Annotated in this window: 11 protein-coding genes, 1 tRNA gene and 2 pseudogenes; 10 read left to right on the forward strand and 4 right to left on the reverse strand. The window is 42.8% G+C overall.

Annotated elements, in window-relative coordinates; all coding sequences use genetic code 11:
- Together H8S63_RS11935 and H8S63_RS11940 are read right to left on the reverse strand one after the other, a co-directional pair.
- Nucleotides 1–1,608, reverse strand: coding sequence for a RagB/SusD family nutrient uptake outer membrane protein (locus H8S63_RS11935; RefSeq protein WP_007756912.1), 1,608 nt, complete (start codon nt 1,606–1,608; stop codon nt 1–3).
- Between the two features lie 26 nt (nt 1,609–1,634).
- The gene (locus tag H8S63_RS11940; protein ID WP_007756913.1) at nt 1,635–4,655 is read right to left on the reverse strand and encodes a TonB-dependent receptor; all 3,021 of its coding nucleotides are present in this window, start codon (nt 4,653–4,655) and stop codon (nt 1,635–1,637) included.
- A gap of 284 nt (nt 4,656–4,939) precedes the next feature.
- Between H8S63_RS11940 and H8S63_RS11945 the strand changes: the two genes are divergently transcribed.
- Both H8S63_RS11945 and H8S63_RS11950 read left to right on the forward strand, forming a co-directional pair.
- Entirely contained in the window at nt 4,940–5,956 is a 1,017-nt protein-coding gene (locus H8S63_RS11945) for an energy transducer TonB (protein ID WP_186926896.1), read from the forward strand.
- A 529-nt stretch (nt 5,957–6,485) separates the two neighbouring features.
- Nucleotides 6,486–6,698: a hypothetical protein gene (locus H8S63_RS11950; RefSeq protein WP_186926897.1), complete on the forward strand. Its 213-nt coding sequence runs from the start codon at nt 6,486–6,488 to the stop codon at nt 6,696–6,698.
- A gap of 64 nt (nt 6,699–6,762) precedes the next feature.
- Here H8S63_RS11950 and H8S63_RS11955 read toward each other — a convergent pair.
- Nucleotides 6,763–6,836, reverse strand: a tRNA-Ala gene (locus H8S63_RS11955).
- A 116-nt stretch (nt 6,837–6,952) separates the two neighbouring features.
- Between H8S63_RS11955 and H8S63_RS11960 the strand changes: the two genes are divergently transcribed.
- The 8 genes and pseudogenes from H8S63_RS11960 (at nt 6,953) to H8S63_RS11995 (ending at nt 14,870) form a co-directional block, all read left to right on the forward strand.
- A complete protein-coding gene (locus tag H8S63_RS11960; RefSeq protein WP_007756204.1) occupies nt 6,953–7,255 on the forward strand; it encodes a DUF4286 family protein in 303 nt (100 codons plus the stop codon).
- Complete coding sequence (gene ruvC / locus H8S63_RS11965; protein ID WP_007758671.1) at nt 7,252–7,818, forward strand: crossover junction endodeoxyribonuclease RuvC; 567 nt, start codon at nt 7,252–7,254, stop codon at nt 7,816–7,818. The genes H8S63_RS11960 and ruvC overlap by 4 nt, the downstream gene beginning before the upstream one ends.
- Before the next feature lie 51 nt (nt 7,819–7,869).
- On the forward strand, nt 7,870–9,870 hold the full coding sequence (gene pulA / locus H8S63_RS11970) for a type I pullulanase (protein ID WP_186926898.1): 2,001 nt from the start codon (nt 7,870–7,872) through the stop codon (nt 9,868–9,870).
- A gap of 207 nt (nt 9,871–10,077) precedes the next feature.
- Nucleotides 10,078–10,636: pseudogene (locus tag H8S63_RS11975) on the forward strand (MFS transporter).
- Nucleotides 10,637–10,825: 189 nt separating this feature from the next.
- Nucleotides 10,826–11,365, forward strand: a pseudogene (locus H8S63_RS11980) (family 43 glycosylhydrolase); the annotation flags it as partial.
- A gap of 111 nt (nt 11,366–11,476) precedes the next feature.
- Nucleotides 11,477–12,931: an ATP-binding cassette domain-containing protein gene (locus H8S63_RS11985; RefSeq protein WP_186926899.1), complete on the forward strand. Its 1,455-nt coding sequence runs from the start codon at nt 11,477–11,479 to the stop codon at nt 12,929–12,931.
- A gap of 111 nt (nt 12,932–13,042) precedes the next feature.
- Complete coding sequence (gene gpmA / locus H8S63_RS11990) at nt 13,043–13,789, forward strand: 2,3-diphosphoglycerate-dependent phosphoglycerate mutase (protein WP_186926900.1); 747 nt, start codon at nt 13,043–13,045, stop codon at nt 13,787–13,789.
- A 28-nt stretch (nt 13,790–13,817) separates the two neighbouring features.
- Nucleotides 13,818–14,870: a class I fructose-bisphosphate aldolase gene (locus H8S63_RS11995; protein WP_186926901.1), complete on the forward strand. Its 1,053-nt coding sequence runs from the start codon at nt 13,818–13,820 to the stop codon at nt 14,868–14,870.
- Between the two features lie 56 nt (nt 14,871–14,926).
- On the opposite strand, the gene H8S63_RS12000 is transcribed toward H8S63_RS11995, so the two are convergent.
- Nucleotides 14,927–18,859 (reverse strand): two-component regulator propeller domain-containing protein, encoded by a 3,933-nt coding sequence (locus H8S63_RS12000; RefSeq protein WP_186926902.1) that lies wholly within the window; start codon nt 18,857–18,859, stop codon nt 14,927–14,929.
- Nucleotides 18,860–18,928: the final 69 nt, after the last annotated feature.

Genomic DNA, 18,928 nt, shown 5'->3' on the forward strand with positions numbered 1-18,928 from the left:
TTACTTTAGGTTCGGATTTAAAATCGCATCCTCGTAAGGATAGGGAGCGTACATTTTACTATCATCCCATGTACCCGTCACGGGCACCGCTTCATTTCTCTCGATACCCTCCGCTACTTTTATTAGCGGGTTCTCCTTGCGGTATTCAAAATGATCTTTGTACCGGTACATCCTGAACATATCCCTGGCCCTGCTCGCAATGCCTCCCCAATAGTATCCGGCTATTTCCCAGCCGTGCTCATCGTAGGCGGCTTCTGCCAGTGCTTCGGGGGTCATGGTTTCCTTATAAAAATTAGTTTCTTGACCGTCAGCCCTGTTACGTACCTTATTTAATACTTCTATGGCTTTTGTATTGACTTCTCCCGAACGCCCTGTTGCTTCGGCATACCAGCAATATACCTGCGACAGCCGTATCAGTTGGAGCGTCTTTTCGCCTGCCGCATTCACCAGAGCGGGATTGGTGTAATCGAACTCCGTTCCACGTACAGCACCTTCCACCGTTTTCATGAAAACAGGTGCAACCACTTCGCGGGAAGGTGGATCGGTGTCATACCACCAGTCATGTAGCTCGCCATCGCTCAATATGATTTTAGGAAAGTAAGTGGCATCTTTGCGCGGTCCTTCCGGAAAAGCTTTCCAGAATTTGATTTCTCCATTGGTATCTCCCCATCCGCCTTGTGCCATATCCTGAAGGAAATCGGTCAAGGGAGCGGCTTGATTTGTCTGGTCCCGGTTATAGTAGATACCCAGCAGTAACTCTTTATTCTTATTATTATATTCCCAAGAATATACCTGGCTGTATTCATCCAGCAGTGCATAATTATAAATGTGGTTCTCCACACCGTCGATTACTTCTTTTGCTTTGCCTGCCGCCAGTTTATAATATTCCGTTCCTTTGTTGAGCGGCCATCCTGCCATGCACATATACACGTATGCCATTGTCGCTTTCACTGCTCCTTCACTTACGGCGATATTTATTCCGTTTCTGGCATAAGGCTCTTTGGTGTAATTTGCAGGACAGTCTGTTTCTGCAATCTTCAGGTCGGATAGAATCAATTTATAAACTTCTTCTTCTGTTTGCAAAGGAGCGTTGTAATTGATTTCCTCTTCCAGCATGATAGGTACTTTTCCCCACGTTGTCACCAGATAGAAATACGAATAGGCTCTCCAATAATGTGCCTGTCCGATAGCAGCCTTAATTTCTTCCTCTGATACGTCAGGGGTGCGTCCAGCATTGTTGATAATGAAGTTGGCGGCTTTGATTACTTTGAAACGCTGTTCCCACATACTGGACAACCATGAATTATTATCTTTCACATCAAACTGGTCATGTTCCCTAAGCGGCTGTTTGTTGCTGGAAGGGTGGGTGGAAATATCATCACCGGCTAGGAAGTTAGTACCGCAAAGATTATTGCTTGCCTGTGAACTTGCTATCACGGAGTATAGTGCGGTCAGTGAAGCATCAAGATCTTCTTTGTTGCTGAAGAATTCTTCTGAGGGCAACTGTCCTTTAGGGTCTTCGGTCAGGAAGTCGTTACACGAAACCAAGCATAGACCCGCCCAAACGAATGGCAATGTCTTTTTGATATACTTATATGTTGTTTTCATCTTGTTCTTTATTTATAGGTCAATGGTTAAAATCTGATTTTGGCGCCAAAAGTTATTGTTCGTGGGATGGGGTACGCACCATAATCCAGACCGTCATAGCTGGTATAAACCTCCGGATCCATTCCTTTGTAACGGGTGATTGTAAAAAGGTCTTGCGCGCTTACGGATAATTGTATACTTGCAAATTTGGCAACCCGTCTCGGAATGCGATACGAAATGCTGACGTTCTTCAATTTGACGAAAGAAGCGTCTTCCAGCCAGAAGTCCGAGTTGGCGTAATTCTTACTTTCGGTATTGGTGAGGCTCGGATAAGCTGCTTCCGCTTTGTTGCTTACGTGATCCCAACCTTTGAAATACGCATCCCGCAGCGTGACGAAACGTGAATTCCCGGTCATTGAGGCGGCCGTGTAGCGGCTTATATTCAGGCGGTTGTATCCGGTGGCGGCATTGAAGAAGATGTTTACAGTCCAGTTTTTCCAACTGATTGTGTTGTTCCACCCCATTGTCCATTTCGGGCTTGCCTGTCCTTTTACTACCAAGTCATCGGAAGTAGGGCTGGTAGTCAGACTACCGTCTGCTTTCTGATAAAGGTTGGCGCCTTTGTCGTCGAATCCTTTCCATTGATATACATAGAAAGATCCCATCGGATAACCGGGCTTCATAATTTGCATCGCACCGCCCAAATCGCTGTAGTTGGCTGTCAGTACGAAGTCACTGCCGGCAAGGTCGGTTACTTCATTTTTCACATAAGCGGCATTGAAACCGGTCTCCCAAGTCACCGTTCCTTTCACCGGGAAGGTGTTGACCGAGAATTCAACTCCCGTGTTCTTCAGTTCACCCTGATTCACCCAATACGTACCTCCACCGTTGTATTTGGGTACTTGTTTTTGGAAGAGCAGGTCTTTGGTTATTTTCTTGAACCAATCGAATGTAATGTTGAACCCGCCCAAGCTTAAATCTACTCCCAAATCATATTGGTAGGTTTTTTCCCAAGTGATATCGGGAGTAGGGAACTGGTTACCCCAATACCCTGTGTAAGCATTGGAAGTACCCCAGCCGTAAGTTGCGCCCGATAACATTCCCAGCGTACTGTATGCGGCAATGTCCTGATTACCGGTGACACCGAAACTACCTCTTAATTTCAATTGTTCCAATATATGTTGGTTGCTCATGAACTTCTCCTTTGCTATATCCCAAGCTACTGCTGCGGATGGAAAATATCCCCATTTATTGTTTCCTTGAAATTTGGAAGAGCCGTCCGCTCTTAATGCGGCAGTGATGAAATACCGTTTCTTGTAGTCATAGTTGGCACGTATGATTCCTGAAGCAAGAGACGCTTCTGTGTACGAGTTACTTGCATTTCTTATGGCGGCATTGGCGATATTCCAATATCCTACGCTCTCATTGTTCAGATTCGAACCGGTACCTTGCAAGCCCGTATCCCACGAGCGGCTGATTTCCCATACGGCCATTGCCGTAACGTTGTGGTCACCGAATTGTCTTTGCCAGGTCAGGTTATTGGTATTCTGCCAATAGTTATGCATATTGCTGGTGTTGTTCATGCTGTTGATTGCACCGGGAGCTTCCAATTTCGATTTGAAAGAATAGGAAGGGCTGTGGTCGTAGTCGTATCCACCTTGTACGGAGAACGTAAGCCCTTTCATTATCTTGAATAATAAGGTCAGGTTAGCATTGAGGTTATAACTGTAACTGTCACTGTAGTTAACCATCAGCTCGCCGTATGGATTCGAGCCGTTGGCGATGTTATACGGGTCTCTGTTGTATATGCCGGTTTCCGGATCTTTCATTTCCATCGTAGGGGAGAAGTTGGTGATATGAAACCAGTTGGCGCCGTCGTTATGCTTATGCAGACTGCTGGCGTTCATCTTGGCGGAGATAGTCAGCCAGGGTTTTACATCAGCATCGATGTTTGCCCGGATACCATAACGTTTGTAATCCGTCCTGATAGTGACGGCTTCCTGATCCAGCATATTTCCGGAAATAAGATATTTCACTTTGGCGTTTCCACCGGAGATGCTTAATCTGTAATCCTGCGTGATACCGGTGTGAGTGATGAGGTCAGCCCAATTGATTCCTTTTGTCCCGTTTTTGTAGGCTTCGAGGTCTTCTGCTGAAATCGTAGATGAACCGCGTATATCATTCAGTGCCGTTGCATATTCATATGCGTTCAGTAAATCATATTGTTTTCTCACTGTGGAAAGACCTACGGAAGCATCGAACGTAATACTGGCTTTTCCTTCGCTACCGCCTTTGGTGGTGATCAAAATAACTCCGTTTGAACCTCGCGAACCGTAAATAGCGGTGGATGAAGCGTCTTTCAGAACTTCCATCGATTGGATATCCGACGGATTGATACCGTCCAGCCCGCTGGAAGAGATGATTCCGTCTATCACGTACAACGGGTCACTACTTTTATTGATGGAGGTAGTACCGCGTACACGTACTTTCATGCCTGCTCCGGGCACACCGCTTGTCGCAGTAACTTCCACACCGGGTGTCCGGCCTTGAAGGATGTTTTCCACCCGTTTTACCGGCTGGTTCTTGAATTGCCTGGTCGACACACCGGAAACGGAGCCCGTCAAATCGCTTTTCTTGACTGTTCCGTATCCTACCACCACTACCTCTTCTAGTAGCTGATTGTCTTCTTTCAGTATGACATGAAGGGCTGTTCTTTTTCTTATTTTTATTTCCTGCGGATGATATCCGATATAAGAAATAACGAGGGTGGATCCTTGGGGAACACTCAGTGTAAATTTGCCGTCCATATCACTCGTTGTCCCTGTCGTTTCTTCTCCTTTTATTAATACAGAGGCACCGATGATGGTTTCTCCTTGTTCGTCATAAATAATTCCTTTTATGGTTCTGTTCCCGCCTTCATCGGTTTCGTCTTCTTGCACTTCCGTTACCGGCTCTCCCTCTGTCGGGGCTTCCATCGGCATGCTTGCTGCTTGTGAAAACAGATGTGATGGTAAAAGGAACACAAAAAGAATGCTTAACAACCGTTTGCTTTTTCTTGTCACTTTCATGTTTATTTAAGTTTAGATTTCTTATAGGGATTGAATTCTGTTAATAGTTAGCAAGTAGCGTGCCAGACCATTCTATATACTGTCCGGATAAAACGTAAATAATTGATTTTTATTGTTATAGTATTTAAGAAATAAAGTGTGTTTTTTTAGAAGTGTGGAATTGCAGACTGTGGAATTGTGTAAAAATTCCACAGTGTGATGGAGTATATTCCCCATTGTTTTATCGGTACGCATTGAAATAATTCCTATCTTTGCACCGTTATGTACCGAAAATCCGGCAACTTATGAAAAAGATTGTTTTCACTCTTCTGATTTTGGCTTTTTCTTTTCGCCTTGCGGCCCAGACAGATTATTTGGAGCCGGTGCGATCTCTCTCTACTTATAAAGGCGAGTTGGGTGAATATTATCGTAGTGTATTCTCTTTGTTAAATACAGGTTTTCAGAAACAGCCTTATGCACGTTTTACAGCTATTCCTTCCTTTTCGCCCGAATATGCCATGTCGGTAGAAAAGAAGAACGGACGTTATTTTCTGATATCGAACACGCTGTCACGAACTTATTGGCAGGCGGAGAAAGGAACGGTGAAAGTGGAGACGAAATCAGTTGCCGTCAGTCCGTCGCTTTATCGGTCTTTGGGAGCTATCTTTCATATAGCCACTGAGCAGATACAGGATTTGGATGGTTCCAGTGCCGGTTTGGATGGGGTTGTCTATTATTTTTCTTCCACCAATGAGAAAGGGAAAGAGCGGATGGGAAGGAAGTGGTCTCCGGAAAAAGGAACTTTGATGGAGCGTCTTGTGTTGGTTTGCCAGTCGGCTTATATGTTGTCCAAAGGTGGAAATATATCGGAGCAGACTTTGGCAGAAGAAGCCGCTTCTCTGTTGAAGGCCCTGCAACAACGCAGCAAGGAAGCTCCCGATGCGTATAAACAACCGATATATGTTGGAATTTATCAGGTAGGTCCCCGCTCGAGAGCACTTTCTGGAAAACGGATAGAAGAGTTAGCTCATTTTCCGGATATGACTCCTGAAGAATATATTGCCGGACAGATGGTGTATCCGGTCGATTTATTGGAGAAAAATATTCCCGGATTTGCTTTGTGCGAGTTTACTATTGATAAAGAAGGAGTTATACTTCGTCCACATATAGTACGGTCTACGCATCCGGAGTTTGCGGAAGAAGCTCTCCGCATTGTAAAAGGAATGCCGAAGTGGGCTCCAGCTCTTGTAGAAGGTAAACCGACAGATAGTAATTATACTCTTTATATTCCTTTTCGACCGCAGAATTATCGGGCGAAATAACCTTCCTTCCCTAGTATAAAAACATAAAATCCTCTATCACCTATCACCTGTTGCTCTGAATTCCTTTATTCATCGTGCTTTCAATAAGGTGATAGGTTGTGTGTAATCTATCACCGCACCTGTCACCTATCACCGCTTTCTCTGAAAACAGTAATCGGTAGAATGTCTTTCTTACTATTTATTATTTTGTTTCATAGCTATTTGAAACATTTTGTTTAACGGTGGAAAACATTATGTTTCACGCTGCTAAACACTTTGTTTCGCACTGTCGAACACTTTGTCTCAAGCCGTTGAAACACGACTCTACTCCGTATGCTTGGGATGAATTATATGGTTGGTTTAGGTGAATCGTATGGTTAGTTTAGGTGAATCGTATAGTCGATTTAGGCAAATCGTATGGTCGTATTGGGTGACAGATGTTTTGGCAAGATAGTTACTCATGTATAATCAGATTCAAAAAATCATTAAAACAAAGAACTTTTCTTGTTCTTGATTGTCTTATGACCATAAATATATAAAATGAGAACTTATGGATGATATGATTAACAGACACGATTCGATTGCAGAAGAAAATATCGAACCGAATGGTCGTCCGGCCACGAATGATTTTGAAGAATGGAGCAGTGAAGTTTCTGACCGTGCAGACAATGTTTTCAAGAATGATACGAAAGACGGTCCCGACAAAGGCCGTCAGAAACGTATAAAGGAAATAGATGAAGTGATAAAGAAGGACCTTGAATAAAGGCCCTTTTTTGATAAAAATCTGAATCCTGTAATTTATTAACATTCCAATATTGGAAAGGAAGTGGAGCGTATCGGACTCGAACCGATCACCTTAACACTGCCAGTGTTACGCTCTAGCCAGATGAGCTAACGCCCCTTTTTTCTCTTATATGATAACGTTTGTAAACGAATCTCTTTTGTTGCCGCAAATATAATGCAATATTCTGAAATAATTGCTATGTTTGCGGTAAATAATCTATTAGAAGGAAAAATATGTTGATTTATAACACCACTTTTCAAGTGGACGATGATGTTCACGATAATTTTTTGATTTGGATAAAAGAATCTTATATTCCCGAAGTACAGAAGCACGGAGCGCTGAAAACACCACGTATTTGTCGTATATTGAGCCATCGGGAAGATGGGAGCGCCTATTCTTTACAGTGGGAAGTAGAGAGTAGTGGATTGTTGCACCGCTGGCATTTGGAACAAGGGATACGATTGAATGACGAACTGACTAAGATATTTAAGGATAAGGTAATCGGATTTCCCACATTGATGGAGGTGATAGAGTGATTCAACCGGTAAAAGAGAAGATAATTCTGGGGATAGACCCCGGCACGACAATCATGGGATATGGAGTGCTGAGAATAAAAGGAACCAAACCCGAAATGATTGCTATGGGGATTATCGACTTGCGTAAGTTTGCCAATCATTACTTGAAATTGCGCCATATCCATGAGCGGGTGCTGAGTATTATTGAAAGCTATTTGCCTGATGAACTGGCTATTGAAGCTCCTTTCTTCGGCAAAAATGTTCAGTCTATGTTGAAATTGGGACGTGCGCAAGGAGTAGCGATGGCAGCAGCGTTAAGTCGTGATATACCGATCACCGAATATGCCCCGTTGAAGATAAAGATGGCTATTACCGGAAACGGACAAGCATCGAAGGAGCAGGTGGCGGATATGTTGCAGAGAATGCTTCATTTCTCAAAAGCGGATATGCCCACTTTTATGGATGCGACCGACGGTCTGGCTGCCGCCTATTGCCATTTCCTGCAAATGGGACGGCCTGCCGTAGAGAAGGGATATAGTAGCTGGAAGGATTTTATAGCGAAGAATCCGGATAAAGTGAAGTAAACTTTAACAATAAATCAGATTACGAAAAATAGTATCATAGGAGAGCTTGAGATGAAGATAGGAATTAATTCAATAATAGGAGTGACTACAGTGGCAACAGTGATGAGTTGTTCTTCTGCGAAAAAGGAATATGCTTCCTTCGAGTTGTATCCCGTCCGTACGGGAAGCCTTACGGAAATGGAATATACTCCGGAAGCTACGAAATTCAACCTTTGGTCACCGACAGCAGAAGAAGTGCGCCTGATGCTTTATGATGAAGGTGAAGGAGGTCATGCTTATGAAACAGTGAAGATGGAACTTGGAGAGGATGGAACTTGGGCAACTGTGGTTAACAAGAATTTGCTCAATAAGTTCTATACTTTCAATGTGAAAATCAATGATAAATGGCAAGGGGATACTCCGGGAATTAATGCTCATGCTGTCGGGGTGAATGGAAAACGTGCCGCTATTATCGATTGGAAAGCAACGAATCCGGAAGGATGGGAGAATGATCAACGTCCTCCGCTGAAATCTCCTGCCGATATGGTTATCTACGAAATGCATCATCGTGATTTTTCGGTCGATTCTACTTCCGGAATAAAGAATAAAGGAAAGTTCCTTGCTTTGACTGAGCATGGAACGATGAACTCGGACAAATTGCTGACAGGAATCGACCATCTGATAGAGTTGGGTGTGACGCATGTGCATCTTCTTCCTTCCTATGATTATGCTTCCGTAGATGAAACGAAATTGGATGAAAATCAGTACAATTGGGGATATGACCCGTTGAATTACAATGTTCCGGACGGCTCATATTCAACAGATCCTTATCAACCCGCCACTCGCGTGAAAGAATTCAAGCAAATGGTACAGGCGTTGCATAAAGCCGGCATCCGGGTGATTCTGGATGTGGTTTACAATCATACGTTTAATACGGCGGAGAGTAATTTTGAACGTACAGTACCCGGTTATTTTTATCGTCAGAAAGAAGACGGGACATTGGCGAACGGTTCGGGTTGTGGAAATGAAACGGCTAGTGAACGTCCTATGATGCGTAAGTTTATGATAGAATCCGTGCTTTACTGGATGAAGGAATATCATATCGATGGTTTTCGCTTCGATTTGATGGGAGTGCATGATATTGAAACGATGAACGAGATTCGGAAGGCAGTGGATGAAGTGGACTCTACTGTTTGTGTTTACGGAGAAGGATGGGCTGCTGAAATGCCTCAATATCCTGCTGATTCTTTGGCTATGAAAAAGAATGTGGCGTATATGCCCGGAATTGCAGTCTTCTCGGACGAGTTTCGTGACGGACTTTGCGGTTCTGTTTGGGAGAAAGGTAAGGGAGCTTTTCTTGCCGGAGTGCCGGGAGGGGAGAACAGCGTTAAGTTTGGTATTGTGGGAGCTATCGAACATCCGCAAGTACGCTATGATTCGGTGAATTACAGTCGGCAAGCCTGGGCCGGACAGCCTACCCAAATGATTAGTTACGTTTCCTGCCATGACGGTTTGTGCCTTGTTGATCGCTTGAAAGCAAGTATGCCAGAAGCTACTCCCGAGCAACTGGTCCGGCTTGATAAGCTTGCGCAGACGGTAGTCTTCACTTCGCAAGGTATTCCTTTTATCTATGCAGGAGAAGAAGTGATGCGCGATAAACAAGGGGTGGATAATAGTTATAAGAGTCCGGATGCAGTCAATGCTATCGATTGGCGACGCAAGACGATGAACGGAGATGTTTTCATGTATTATAAGCGGCTCATAGATCTGCGTAAGTCCCATCCCGCTTTCCGTATGGGAGATGCGGAAAAGGTTCGGAAGCATTTGGAGTTTCTTCCAGTGGAAGGACAAAACCTGATTGCATTCCGCCTGAAGGATCACGCGAACGGAGATAGTTGGGAAGATATTATCGTGGCCTTTAATTCCCGTATGACCCCTGCGCGTTTGGCAGTGCCTGCCGGAAAGTATACAGTGGTGTGTAAAGACGGGGTGATAGATGTTCGCGGACTGGGAACACAGACGGGAGCGGAAGTGATTATTCCCGGTCAATCGGCTTTGATTATGTATCGGTAGCCAGCTTTTTCAGCTTGAATGTAACATAACAACAACTATTTGTAACATATGCATACGATGATGTAACAGACGAGAAACAATCTGAATCGTAATTCTTCGGTGGAGGGCAAGAAACTTCTTAAGTTTGCAACGTGATAGTCGGCAAGATTCGTCATTTTTTCTAACTATCGCGAAATAACTAAGAAGTAAAAGAAAAGCCAGAATGAAATGGACTCTACAATGAAAATGAATGATGCTAAAGGTTTCTACAAGCTCTCCTGGCTCCAGCGTATAGGATTCGGCTCCGGTGATTTGGCGCAAAACCTTAATCTATCAGACCGTATGTATGTATTTGCTGATTTTTTATACGAATGTATATGGTCTCAAATCGGAGGTGGCAGCCGTGATGTTCCTTATCGTCAGGATAGTGGATGTCATTTGGGATCCTCTTGTAGGGGCTTTTGTTGATAAGCACAATCCTAAACTCGGCAAATACCGTTCATACCTTATATTGGGAGGGATTCCATTGACAGGTATTTTCTACAAAGCGGGTATGGCTCTTGGAGGTGTGGTGCCGGGACTTGTCATGGCATTTGTCGGATTTGATCAGACTAATGAGGTGTCACAATCACCTTTTGCCGAACAGGGAATACTGTGGCTTGTAGCTGTTATTCCTGCCTTGCTGCTTCTGGTGGCTATGTTCATTATATCTAAGTATGGACTAGAGGACGATGTGATTGATAACATCAATAGAGAGATAGAATTACGCCACAAAGGGGGCGAATAAATAAAAGAATATTTACTTAAAAATTGTTGTATATAAAAACAAACGGATCAATATTTTTTTTGCTTGTGATGGCGGCATTTCTTACTTATGGTGGTGAAGTAGCTTTTGCGCAAAACAATTCCGTTGGCTTTTCAATATGCACATGAGGCCGATCCGGATTCTTGGCGTAATGATTGGCCGATGGCTGGGCGTAACTATTATATCTATTTTGGTGGATTGTGGGGCGGTCAACTTCGACGTTACAGGAATAATAAGGCGTTGGAATCTGCCATTTTGCCGGAAGGTACGGAAGAAGCCTTGCCCACACGTGTAGCCCGTTTGAGAGAGGAGATGATGGAGTTTGCCGAAGAACCACGCGGTGGTGATAATCGATAAAAATGGGAAACCGTTGACAGCCGGAGATACGGTCGCTGTTTTTTTGAAGCTTCGTGGATGCACAAGTATAACGGGAGATATTATTTCTCTTATTCTACGGGAGATACCCATTTGTTTTGTTATGCGATAGGTGATAATCCATACGGACCATTCACTTATCAGGGAGTCATTCAGACTCCGGTAATAGGATGGACTACACATCATGCCATTGTTGAATTCAAAGGAAAGTGGTATTTGTTCCATCACGATTGTGTGCCATCAGGAGGGAAAACTTGGTTGCGCAGCATGAAGGTTTGCGAACTGCAATATGATGCGGACGGGAAAATCATTACTATTGACGGAATGGATGAATAACCCCGTTGGATAAACAAATCGGTTGTATGAATGGAAAAATGTTCGTGATAGGTCTTGTTTTGCTGTAAAATTGTTACCTTTGCGGTCGATAATTAAACAGAATATAAGAATATGAGTCAAAATACATTTAGCATGGCGGGGGGCGTAGCACGCAACCCGCTTGTGCGTTTAGCCAAACCCATCACGTCAACTATCGGAGCGAATGAACATATAGCTATTGTAGGTCCTAATGGTGGTGGTAAAAGTCTTTTTGTAGATACTTTGATAGGAAAATATCCTTTGCGTGAGGGAACGATTGAATATGATTTTTCTCCTTCGGCCACTCAGACTGTTTATGATAATGTGAAATATATTGCTTTCCGTGATACTTATGGGGCAGCCGATACCAATTACTACTATCAGCAGCGTTGGAATGCTCATGATCAGGATGAAGTGCCGGATGTTCGTGATATGTTGGGCGAAATCAAAGACGACAAGCTGAAAAATGAATTGTTTGAACTTTTCCATATCGAACCTCTTCTTGACAAAAAGATAATTTTACTTTCCAGTGGTGAACTACGTAAGTTCCAACTCACTAAAACTCTGTTGACAGCACCTCGTGTGCTGATTATGGATAATCCGTTCATCGGTTTGGATGCACCTACCCGCGAATTATTGTTCTCCTTGCTTGAGCGTTTGACAAAGATGTCGTCGGTGCAGATCGTCTTAGTCCTTTCTATGCTGGATGATATACCTTCGTTTATTACTCATGTCATTCCTGTGGATAAGATGGAGGTCTTTCCTAAAATGGCACGTGAGGCTTATCTGAAAGCTTTTCATGACAGAGATACGGTTGATTCTTTTGAGGAGTTGCAGAAACGGATTATCAATTTGGCTTATGACGGAAATACCTACGACTCGGATGAAGTCGTGAAATTGAATAAGGTGAGTATTCGTTATGATGACCGTACTATCCTGAAAGAATTGGACTGGACAGTTTGTCGTGGTGAGAAGTGGGCATTAAGTGGGGAAAACGGAGCGGGTAAATCGACTCTATTGAGTCTGGTTTGTGCAGATAATCCGCAGTCGTATGCCTGTGATATCAGTCTTTTCGGGCGGAAAAGAGGAACGGGAGAAAGTATTTGGGAAATCAAGAAACATATCGGTTATGTCAGTCCGGAGATGCATCGTGCCTATCTCAAGAATTTGCCGACTATTGAGATTGTGGCCAGTGGTTTGCACGACAGTATCGGTCTGTATAAACGTCCTCAACCGGAACAGATGGCTATCTGTGAGTGGTGGATGGATATATTCGGTATTGCAGATTTAAAAGATAAACCATTCCTGCAACTATCCAGTGGAGAACAACGTTTGGCTTTGCTGGCAAGAGCTTTCGTCAAAGACCCGGAACTGCTGATTTTGGATGAACCGCTTCATGGATTGGATACCTATAATCGTCGCCGGGTAAAGAAAGTGATTGAGGCTTTCTGTCGACGCAAAGATAAGACGATGATTATGGTGACACATTATGAATCGGAACTTCCCGATACAATTACAAACCGTATTTTCTTGACGAGAAACCGATGAAAGAATAAAATCAGCATTTTTAGGTATTGGCAACTCCTTCTTCTTTGGTGAACTTTGTAGCGAAACAAACTGTTCTATATATAACTAAAGAAGAAAGGAGACTAATAAAAAATGAGAAAAATAGTATTGCTTCGTCATGGAGAAAGTGCTTGGAATAAAGAAAACCGCTTTACGGGTTGGACAGATGTCGATCTGACCGAAAAAGGAATTGCCGAAGCTGAGAAAGCAGGCGAGACATTGAAGGAGTATGGATTCAATTTCGATAAAGCCTATACCTCTTACTTGAAAAGAGCTGTCAAGACGCTGAATTGTGTACTTGATAAAATGGATCTCGACTGGATACCTGTTGAAAAAAACTGGCGTCTGAACGAAAAGCATTATGGCGATTTGCAAGGATTGAATAAAGCGGAAACTGCCGGGAAATATGGTGAAGAACAAGTGCTGATCTGGCGTCGTAGCTATGATATTGCCCCTAATCCGCTTTCGGAAAGTGACTTGCGGAATGCGCGTTTTGACTACCGTTATCATGAAGCTCCAGATGCCGAACTTCCCCGTACCGAATCACTGAAAGATACCATTGAACGTATTATGCCTTATTGGGAATCGGATATATTTCCCAACCTGAAAACAGCCCATACTTTATTGGTTGTGGCTCATGGTAACAGTCTGCGAGGTATCATCAAACATCTGAAACATATTTCTGATGAGGAAATTGTAAAACTGAATCTGCCTACTGCCGTTCCTTATGTATTCGAGTTTGACGAGAACCTGAATGTCTCTAATGATTATTTTCTTGGAAATGCGGAAGAAATCAAAAAAATGATGGAAGCGGTAGCCAATCAAGGAAAGAAAAAATAAAGTGTTGTATATTAAAAAAAGTAAAGTTATGAGTAAAGTAATTGATTTGTTAGGAGATAAAGCCGGATATTATCTGGATCACACTTGTAAGACGATTGATAAGTCTTTGATTTATGTGCCTTCTCCCGATACGATAGATAAAATATGGGTTGATTCCGACCGTAATATAAAAGTGCTGAACAGCTTGCAAGCTATTCTCGGACATGGACGTTTGGCTAATTCCGGTTATGTATCCATTCTTCCTGTCGATCAGGATATTGAACATACTGCCGGAGCGTCTTTTGCTCCGAATCCTATCTACTTCGATCCGGAGAATATTGTGAAATTGGCTATTGAAGGCGGTTGTAATGCGGTCGCTTCTACATTCGGCATTTTGGGAGCGGTGGCACGCAAATATGCCCATAAAATTCCGTTTGTGGTTAAACTGAATCATAATGAATTGCTGACCTATCCTAATTCGTATGATCAGGTGATGTTCGGCACAGTGAAAGAAGCATGGAATATGGGAGCTACGGCTGTCGGCGCTACTATCTATTTCGGTTCGGAACAAAGTCGTCGCCAATTGGTGGAAATCGCTGAGGCTTTCGAGTATGCTCATGAATTGGGGATGGCCACTATCCTGTGGTGTTATCTGCGTAATAGTGATTTTAAGAAAGATGGTGTGGATTATCATGCTGCTGCCGACTTGACCGGACAGGCTGACCGTCTCGGAGTTACGATCAAAGCAGATATTGTCAAACAAAAACTTCCTACGAATAATGGTGGTTTCAAAGCAATTGGTTTCGGTAAGACGGATGAACGTATGTACACCCAACTGGCTTCGGAACATCCGATTGACCTTTGTCGTTATCAGGTTGCCAATGGTTATATGGGGCGTGTCGGTTTAATCAATTCCGGTGGTGAGTCGCACGGAGCTTCCGACTTACGTGATGCGGTTATTACAGCCGTAATCAATAAGCGTGCCGGAGGTATGGGGTTGATTAGCGGACGTAAAGCGTTCCAAAAATCGATGAATAAAGGTGTCGAATTATTGAATGCTATCCAGGATGTTTATCTTGATCCGGCAATTACTATTGCCTGATTACTGATTATAGGAAAGTGAATATTCCGGTGACTGTGTCAACAGTCGGTGAATATTCACTTTTTTCGTTTCTCTTTGTATTGTGTGGGAGTTTCCCCTGTATATTGTTTGAAGGCTGTACTGAAATAACGTGAAGTGGTGAAGCCGACCTTCTCAGCTATTTCTGTAAATGTCATATCCGTTTCGGTAATGTATGCTATTGCTTTCTCCATTCTGAACTTATTGATATAATCATTAGCCCCCATATCGGTCAGGGCTTTCAACTTATTGTAAAGTGAAGCCCGGCTCATACCGATTTCTTTGCAGATAAAGGCTATATCCAAACTGCTGTTGTCCAGATTTTCTTGAATGATCTTATTCAACTTGAGCAGGAAGGTCTCGTCTGCCTGGCTGAACGTACTTTCTTCCGGTGCAGGGATTACTCCGGCATTTAGGTATCTTTTCTTGGTAGACTCACGGTTTTTCAATCGGTTACAAATGATTTCCATAAGCATTTCTATTTCAAAAGGCTTTGTCAGATAGGCGTCCGCTCCATTCTTGTAACCGCTTAATTGACTTTGCTGGTCGTCTCTTGCCGTCAGCAGAATAATAGGGATATGGCTGATTGTGATATCTTCCTTGATACTTTTGCAGAGTTCATATCCATTCATTCTAGGCATCATTACATCGCTGACAATTATGTCCGGAGTGTGACTTCTGATAAGTTGAAGGGCTTCTGCACCATTCGAAGCTATCACTACCCGTTTAAAGTATTCTCCCAACGATTTTTTCAGGAAATCTGTTAAATCCGGATTGTCGTCTACAACTAAAACTGTATATGGAGTTGTATCGAAATCATCATTGCCGGGTGCTTGTTCATGGCTGTCGTCACTCATCAGTTCGTTCAGATAGGCTTTTGGTTGACAGATGATTTCTTCTGATTCTCGTCTCAACGGCAATTCAATGAAGAAAGTCGCACCTGCTTCCTGATTGTCGTATGCGCCAATGGAACCACCTTGCAATTCAACCAGAATCTTTGAATAAGACAGTCCGATTCCTGTTCCGTTTTGTTCTCCCGTGCCTTGATAGAAGCGTGTGAAAAGTTTTTGTGTGTTGACTTGTTTCAAACCGCTTCCTTGGTCAGTGATAGAAATACGTACTCTGTCTTTTTCAGGAAGCAATTCTGATATAATAGTGATTTCCGTATTCTCCGGGCTGTGTTTCAATGCATTGATAAGCAAGTTACTCAAAATAATTTCGCATTTGTCTTTATCGAAACTTACCGTTTCTATTTGCGGATCCAATTGATATCGGATACGTACGTTCTTGGCTTCTCCTTCACTGATGAAATCCTGTGAGATGTGTTCTATCCATTGGTTGAGGAAGTGAGGCTGTATCTGTATTTTACTTTCGCCCACTTCCATCTTTCGTACGTCAAGTACCATATTAATCAGGTTCTTCATCCGTTGTGACTGCCTGTAAATCGCCTTTATAGGAAGATATTGCGGCTCTTCGGGAGAGAGTGATTTCAATATCCGGCTAAGTGGGGCGTGTATCAATGTCAACGGTGTGCGTAGTTCGTGGCTGATATTAATGAGGAAACGTACTTTTTCTTCGTATACCTGTTGCTCATGCTCTTTCATCGCCCATTTTAACTTTTCTTCTTTGCGCTTCAAAGTCCTTCTGAAAGTCTCGATAATAACGACAGTAATGAGAACCGCACAGCTAAGGATGAACCACCATGTGCGGTACCAGGGAGGAAGAATAGTCAATGCCAATACTTGTTGATTGGGAATCCAACTACCATCTTTTGCTGTGCAGGACGCTGTGATTTTATAACTTCCTGGAGGAAGTGAACGTATAACCAATTCAGGGTTGTATGATTCTATTTGTTGGTCGTTCAGTCCTTCTATTTGATATCGGTATACTTTCTGTCGGAAGATGTCTTTTTCTTTTGACATGATCCGAATGATTATATTGCTGTTCCAAGGAGCGGAAATACTCGTTGGATTATTGTTTAGCTTATCATTGACGGACTCACCATTGATGATGACATCCGATAGTTGAAGTTGGGGTATTTCGGTAGTGATTAAGGGTAGGGTACTATTGATGTGTAATAATCCTTTCACTCCGCCCATATAGATATTGCCTTGTGAACTTAACAAACAGGGTTTGGATAGGTACTCGTTTTGAATGACACCGTCCGATTCGCCGAAAAGCACAAATTTCTGTTCTTTGATTAGCCAGGCGAACAGCATATTATTGGTTCCTATCCATACTTTTCCTTGTTTGTCACACACAATCGATGTGACTTCCGAGAAAAGGGAGGTAGATATGGGAGTTTGTATTTTTTCATCGGGATTATAATGAAACAGCCCGTAATTATTTCCTATCCAGAAATGCCCATGTTCATCTAATGAAACAGAATTGATAATAGTGTCCTTGTGGCATTGATACAGAACTTCCAATCTGTTGGTGCGGTTATCCAACCGATAAATGTGCTTTATGTCGTTCAGATAAGTATAATTCCCATAATTTGTTATTGGTAAGAAAGTGCCGATAATGTCCAGTCCTTCTTGTTCGGTTGCAATATTGAAAGTGTGTTTCTTCAAGTCATATTGATAGACATGGTCTCCAAGTAACAGAATGCTATGAGGGTTATTGGAAAATAAATTGACTGTCTTTCCCCGCTTTCCGAGACGCATGGAAGTTTCCGAATCTATAATCATGAATGGCGTTTTCTTGCCTGTTGTCGGGTTGAATACGAATATTCCTTTTGAGAAAATGGAAACTAACAGATTGCCGGAAGTGAATGGACAAATGGAAGCGATTTTGTCTTCCCAAGTGGATGAGTAATGGGTGAATTTCTCTGTGATAGGATTAAAGAGATTAATACCTCCACCGTCTGTGCCCACCCAGATGCGGTCGTTCGATTCCTGATAAAGACTGAGTACGGTATTATTACTTAATCCACGATTGCTGCCCGTCAGGACTTCCGTATAGGTTTTCATGGAAACTTCCCGGATATTGATCAATCCGTTGCGGATACTTCCTGCCCACATATTATTATTCCTATCATTGTAGAGACAAAAGATAGAGGTGGCGGGAAGTGAATAGTTATCACCTCCGGGAATGTGTTCCAACAAGGATAAACGTCCTGTTTCAGGTTCAAGGATATTGATACCGCCTCCGTCTGTTCCTATCCATATTTTTCCTTCCCGTTCGGCAAGACTTAAAACGACGTTGTTACTTAGGTCGGAATTGTGAGTAGTATAGGCTTTTACCAGTTCTCCGTTATGGGTGAAGCATTTTATTCCTTCATTGTAAGGGGCGATCCATATTCTGTTTTGTGAATCGATCAGCATATTCATGATTTCCTTTCCGCAATCGAAAGGCGGAAGGCGATGCTTTCCCGTTTTCAGATCCAGTAAAGCAAGACCTTGCCACCGGCTGCAACAAAGAACAGTATGTTCGTTCCATAGGCTTAGTAAAGAGATATTAAAATTACTCCCTTTATTCAACTTTTGCAGAAGGCGAAGAGAAGAATCCCGATAACTATAAAAGTATACTTTGTCTTTAGAACCAAACAATACCCCGTCTTTGGTCAGGCAGGTTGAATAGGCGATAATAGGATTACCTTTTTCATCCGTAGGTAAGAAGAAGTCATCACTTTGACGTTGATAGCGGGCTATTCCTTTGTCGGTCAGAATCCAAATATTGCTCATTTCATCTTCTGCAATCTGATGGATTAAGTTATTGGGAATCGAATGAGGATTGTTTGGGGAATGGACGTATTTCTTTAGCTCATGTCCGTCATATCGGCTTATTCCAGCCTTCGTTCCTATCCATACAAATCCCTGTTTGTCTGTCAGGATACATCTCACGGCTGAAGTCACCCCATCTTTTAAGGAGAGCTGTTTATAGTAATAATGGCTGGCTTTTAGGGGCGTGACACCGGTAAACTGCATAATAGCTGTCAAACATAGTAGGACAAAGATTTTTATTCTCATGAGATTAGGTCAGTTAAATGAAAGCAAAGGTAGTATTATTTGTTTATAATTCCTATCTTTGCTCGAAAA

It is taken from the genome of Bacteroides sp. NSJ-39, from assembly GCF_014287315.1.
Classification (GTDB): Bacteria; Bacteroidota; Bacteroidia; order Bacteroidales; family Bacteroidaceae; genus Bacteroides; species Bacteroides finegoldii.

Excerpts from the sequence above, each read along its gene's own strand:
- H8S63_RS11935 (WP_007756912.1), bottom strand. The coding sequence starts at position 1,608 with ATGAAAACAACATATAAGTATATCAAAAAGACATTGCCATTCGTTTGG.
- H8S63_RS11940 (WP_007756913.1), bottom strand. The coding sequence starts at position 4,655 with ATGAAAGTGACAAGAAAAAGCAAACGGTTGTTAAGCATTCTTTTTGTG.
- H8S63_RS11945 (WP_186926896.1), top strand. The coding sequence starts at position 4,940 with ATGAAAAAGATTGTTTTCACTCTTCTGATTTTGGCTTTTTCTTTTCGC.
- H8S63_RS11950 (WP_186926897.1), top strand. The coding sequence starts at position 6,486 with ATGGATGATATGATTAACAGACACGATTCGATTGCAGAAGAAAATATC.
- H8S63_RS11960 (WP_007756204.1), top strand. The coding sequence starts at position 6,953 with ATGTTGATTTATAACACCACTTTTCAAGTGGACGATGATGTTCACGAT.
- pulA (WP_186926898.1), top strand. The coding sequence starts at position 7,870 with ATGAAGATAGGAATTAATTCAATAATAGGAGTGACTACAGTGGCAACA.
- H8S63_RS11985 (WP_186926899.1), top strand. The coding sequence starts at position 11,477 with ATGAGTCAAAATACATTTAGCATGGCGGGGGGCGTAGCACGCAACCCG.
- gpmA (WP_186926900.1), top strand. The coding sequence starts at position 13,043 with ATGAGAAAAATAGTATTGCTTCGTCATGGAGAAAGTGCTTGGAATAAA.
- H8S63_RS11995 (WP_186926901.1), top strand. The coding sequence starts at position 13,818 with ATGAGTAAAGTAATTGATTTGTTAGGAGATAAAGCCGGATATTATCTG.
- H8S63_RS12000 (WP_186926902.1), bottom strand. The coding sequence starts at position 18,859 with ATGAGAATAAAAATCTTTGTCCTACTATGTTTGACAGCTATTATGCAG.